This window comes from Tessaracoccus sp. OH4464_COT-324 (assembly GCF_003932855.1).
Classification (GTDB): domain Bacteria; phylum Actinomycetota; class Actinomycetes; order Propionibacteriales; family Propionibacteriaceae; genus Arachnia.
Genome location: NZ_RQYZ01000036.1, coordinates 1 through 5,330, shown reverse-complemented (window position 1 = coordinate 5,330; position 5,330 = coordinate 1). Strand labels below are relative to the sequence as shown.

Genomic DNA, 5,330 nt, shown 5'->3' with positions numbered 1-5,330 from the left:
CGTGAGGGTCGCGAGCGAATCTTGAGAACTCAACAGCGTGCTTTAAGTCAATGCCAATTTTTGCACATTTTTTGTGTGTGTCCTGTGCACGGTTTTTTCGTGTTATGGGTTCCTTTGATTTATTGATTGATCCAGTTTTTGGGTCTGGTCAGTGATCGTTTTCTGTTGTCGGTTTTTGGGTTTGATTGCCCTTTTGCCGGTTGTTTTTTAACGGAGAGTTTGATCCTGGCTCAGGACGAACGCTGGCGGCGTGCTTAACACATGCAAGTCGAACGGTAAGGCCCTTTTGGGGGTACACGAGTGGCGAACGGGTGAGTAACACGTGAGTAACCTGCCCTTGACTCTGGGATAACAGTTGGAAACAGTTGCTAATACCGGATATGAACCCCTGGGGCATCTTGGGGGTTGGAAAGTTCCGGCGGTCAGGGATGGGCTCGCGGCCTATCAGCTTGTTGGTGAGGTAGTGGCTCACCAAGGCGACGACGGGTAGCCGGCCTGAGAGGGCGACCGGCCACATTGGGACTGAGATACGGCCCAAACTCCTACGGGAGGCAGCAGTGGGGAATATTGCACAATGGGCGGAAGCCTGATGCAGCAACGCCGCGTGCGGGATGACGGCCTTCGGGTTGTAAACCGCTTTCATCCATGACGAAGCTTTTGTGACGGTAGTGGGAGAAGAAGCACCGGCTAACTACGTGCCAGCAGCCGCGGTGATACGTAGGGTGCGAGCGTTGTCCGGAATTATTGGGCGTAAAGAGCTTGTAGGCGGTTTGTCGCGTCGGTAGTGAAAACTCGGGGCTTAACTCTGAGCTTGCTTCCGATACGGGCTGACTTGAGGGAGGTAGGGGAGAATGGAATTCCTGGTGAAGCGGTGGAATGCGTAGATATCAGGAGGAACACCGGTGGCGAAGGCGGTTCTCTGGACCTTTCCTGACGCTGAGAAGCGAAAGCGTGGGGAGCGAACAGGCTTAGATACCCTGGTAGTCCACGCTGTAAACGGTGGGTACTAGGTGTGGGGGACATTCCACGTTCTCCGTGCCGTAGCTAACGCATTAAGTACCCCGCCTGGGGAGTACGGCCGCAAGGCTAAAACTCAAAGGAATTGACGGGGCCCCGCACAAGCGGCGGAGCATGCGGATTAATTCGATGCAACGCGAAGAACCTTACCTGGGTTTGACATATGCCGGATGCGTCTAGAGATGGGCGTTCCCTTTTTGGGTCGGTTTACAGGTGGTGCATGGCTGTCGTCAGCTCGTGTCGTGAGATGTTGGGTTAAGTCCCGCAACGAGCGCAACCCTCGTCCTATGTTGCCAGCGGGTTATGCCGGGGACTCATGGGAGACCGCCGGGGTCAACTCGGAGGAAGGTGGGGATGACGTCAAGTCATCATGCCCCTTATGTCCAGGGCTTCACGCATGCTACAATGGCCGGTACAAAGAGTTGCGAGTCTGTAAGGGTGAGCGAATCTCAAAAAGCCGGTCTCAGTTCGGATTGGGGTCTGCAACTCGACCCCATGAAGTCGGAGTCGCTAGTAATCGCAGATCAGCAACGCTGCGGTGAATACGTTCCCGGGGCTTGTACACACCGCCCGTCAAGTCATGAAAGTCGGTAACACCCGAAGCCAGTGGCCTAACCTTTTTGGGGGGAGCTGTCGAAGGTGGGACTGGTAATTAGGACTAAGTCGTAACAAGGTAGCCGTACCGGAAGGTGCGGCTGGATCACCTCCTTTCTAAGGAGCTTTTTGGGGCACTGTTTGTTGGTGTCTTGGCCGATCGTTTTTGGTTGGTTGCTCTGGTTTGTGGAACGTTGGCTTTTTCTGCTCTTCTTTGTGTTGGGTGGGGGTGCGCTGTTGGGTGTCTGGAGGGTCGGTTGTGGCTCTTCTTGCGGACTGGTTGGTGCCCTTTTGTGGGGTGTTGGCTGGGCCTGCCCGTATCTTGAGAACTTCACAGTGGACGCGAGCATCTTTGTAGAGCAATTTTTGACAAGCTACTAAGTGCGATCGGTGGATGCCTTGGCACCAGGAGCCGATGAAGGACGTTGTAACCTGCGATAAGCCACGGGGAGCTGGTAAACGAGCTTTGATTCGTGGATGTCCGAATAGGGAAACCTTGAATTTCCAGAGTTATGTCTGGCGACCTCCGCCTGAATGTATAGGGCGGTTGGAGGGAACGTGGGGAAGTGAAACATCTCAGTACCCATAGGAAGAGAAAACAATTGTGATTCCGTTAGTAGTGGCGAGCGAAGGCGGATGAGGCTAAACCTGTGTTGTGTGATAGCTGGCAGGCGTTGCAGCATGGGGGTTGTGGGAGCATTCTGGTTGATCTGTCAGTTGGCCGGAGAGTTATAAATGGATGGTGAAGTTGAAGCGGTTGAATGCCGTAGCGTAGAGGGTGATACTCCCGTAGGCGTAAGCTGTTCACTCTTGAGTGTTTTCCCAAGTAGTGTGGAACTCGTGGAATTCCGCATGAATCTGGCAGGACCATCTGCTAAGCCTAAATACTACCTGGTGACCGATAGCGGACTAGTACCGTGAGGGAAAGGTGAAAAGTACCCCGGGAGGGGAGTGAAATAGTATCTGAAACCGGTCGCATATAATCCGTCGGAGCCTTTTGGGGTGACGGCGTGCCTTTTGAAGAATGAGCCTGCGAGTTAGTGGTATGTGGCGAGGTTAACCCGTGTGGGGTAGTCGTAGCGAAAGCGAGTCCGAATGGGGCGTTTTAGTCGCATGCTCTAGACCCGAAGCGGAGTGATCTATCCATGGCCAGGGTGAAGCGAGGGTAAGACCTCGTGGAGGCCCGAACTCACTTAGGTTGAAAACTGAGGAGATGAGCTGTGGATAGGGGTGAAAGGCCAATCAAACTTCGTGATAGCTGGTTCTCCCCGAAATGCATTTAGGTGCAGCGTTGCGTGTTTCTTGCCGGAGGTAGAGCACTGGATGGTCTAGGGGGCCCACAAGCTTACCGAAATCAGCCAAACTCCGAATGCCGGTAAGTGAGAGCGTGGCAGTGAGACTGTGGGGGATAAGCTTCATAGTCGAGAGGGAAACAGCCCAGATCATCAGCTAAGGCCCCTAAGCGGTAACTAAGTGGAAAAGGATGTGGAGTTGCGGAGACAACCAGGAGGTTGGCTTGGAAGCAGCCATCCTTGAAAGAGTGCGTAATAGCTCACTGGTCAAGTGATTCTGCGCCGACAATTTAGCGGGGCTCAAGTTATCCGCCGAAGCTATGGCATTTGCACGTTTTGTGTGGATGGGTAGGGGAGCGTCGTGTGTGTGGTGAAGTGATGGGGTGACCTGTTGTGGAGTGCGCACGAGTGAGAATGCAGGCATTAGTAGCGAATGACGGGTGAGAAACCCGTCCGCCGAATATCCAAGGGTTCCAGGGTCAAGTTAATCTGCCCTGGGTAAGTCGGGACCTAAGGCGAGGCCGACAGGCGTAGTCGATGGACAACGGGTTGATATTCCCGTACCGGTTTTACACGGCCCATGCTGAGGTGAGTGATGCTAAGCATGTGAGGTGGCGTGATTCCTTTTTGGTTTTGTGTTGCTGAGCCTGTGATCCGATCTTATAGTAGGCAAGCTGCGGAGGGACGCAGGAAGGTAGCTCATCCTGGTGATTGGTTGTGCCAGGTCAAGTGTGTAGGGTGGGGCGTAGGTAAATCCGCGTTCTGTGTGCCTGAGACATGATGAGGAGACGTTTATCGTTGTAGTGAGTGATCCTATGCTGCCTAGAAAAGCTTCGTGAGCGACGTGTATTTCCGCCCGTACCCTAAACCGACACAGGTGGATGAGTAGAGAATACTGAGGCGATCGAGATAATCGTGGTGAAGGAACTCGGCAAAATACCCCCGTAACTTAGGGATAAGGGGGACCGGATGCGTATTAGGGTTTTCCCCGAAGGCGTTGATGGTCGCAGAGACCATGCCCAAGCGACTGTTTATCAAAAACATAGGTCCGTGCTAAGTTGTAAGACGATGTATACGGACTGACTCCTGCCCGGTGCTGGAAGGTTAAGGGGAAGGGTTAGCCTTTTTGGCGAAGCTTTGAACTTAAGCCCCAGTAAACGGCGGTGGTAACTATAACCATCCTAAGGTAGCGAAATTCCTTGTCGGGTAAGTTCCGACCTGCACGAATGGAGTAACGATTTGGGCGCTGTCTCCACCACGAACTCGGCGAAGTTGCATTACGAGTAAAGATGCTCGTTACGCGCAGCAGGACGGAAAGACCCCGGGACCTTTACTATAGCTTGGTATTGGTGATCGGTACGACTTGTGTAGGATAGGTGGGAGGCTGTGAAGCTGGGACGCTAGTTCTGGTGGAGTCGTTGTTGAAATACCACTCTGGTCGTTCTGGTTATCTAACGTTGGCCCATTATCTGGGTCACGGACAGTGCCTGGTGGGTAGTTTGACTGGGGCGGTCGCCTCCTAAAAGGTAACGGAGGCGCCCAAAGGTTCCCTCAGCCTGGTTGGTAATCAGGTTTTGAGCGTAAATGTACAAGGGAGCTTGACTGCGAGAGAGACATTTCGAGCAGGGACGAAAGTCGGGATTAGTGATCTTCTGGTGGCGGATGGAAGCGCCAGGACTCAACGGATAAAAGGTACCCCGGGGATAACAGGCTGATCTTGCCCGAGCGTCCATAGCGACGGCATGGTTTGGCACCTCGATGTCGGCTCGTCGCATCCTGGGGCTGGAGTCGGTCCCAAGGGTTGGGCTGTTCGCCCATTAAAGCGGCACGCGAGCTGGGTTCAGAACGTCGTGAGACAGTTCGGTCCCTATCCGCTGCGCGCGTAGGAGTCTTGAGAAGAGCTGATCCTAGTACGAGAGGACCGGATTGGACTGACCTCTGGTGTGCCAGTTGTTCTGCCAAGGGCACGGCTGGTTGGCTACGTCGGGACGTGATAACCGCTGAAAGCATCTAAGCGGGAAGCACACTTCAAGATTAGGGCTCCCACAGGTTTTCTGGTAAGGCCCCCGGTAGATTACTGGGTTGATAGGTCGGATGTGGAAGTGCTGTAAGGTATGGAGCTGACCGATACTAATAGGCCGAGGGCTTGTTTTTTGTTCTATGAAGATGTTACGCGTCCACTGTGGGGTTTCTTGAGGTACGGTCGGGGGACGCTGTTGGTTAATTTGATAGTGTTTTCGTGGCTGCTTGTTGAGTGTTTCGGTGGTCATAGCGGAGGGGAAATACCCGGTTACATTCCGAACCCGGAAGTCAAGCCCTCCAGCGCCGATGGTACTGCACTGGGTACGGTGTGGGAGATTAGGACGCTGCCGGACTATGTTTTTGGTGGGGGGTTCCTGGTTTGTTTGGGAACCCCCCACCTTTTTT

General features: G+C 53.7%; 3 rRNA genes. All 3 read left to right on the top strand.

Features of this window, described 5'->3' with window-relative positions:
* The first annotated feature begins 207 nt into the window (after positions 1–207).
* Positions 208–1,728, top strand: a 16S ribosomal RNA gene (locus tag EII42_RS11950).
* 250 nt (positions 1,729–1,978) lie between these two features.
* Positions 1,979–5,057: ribosomal RNA gene (locus EII42_RS11945) — 23S ribosomal RNA — on the top strand.
* Between the two features lie 104 nt (positions 5,058–5,161).
* Positions 5,162–5,278: ribosomal RNA gene (gene rrf / locus EII42_RS11940) — 5S ribosomal RNA — on the top strand.
* The 16S, 23S and 5S rRNA genes sit together here, the layout of an rRNA operon.
* The last annotated feature ends 52 nt before the right edge of the window (positions 5,279–5,330 follow it).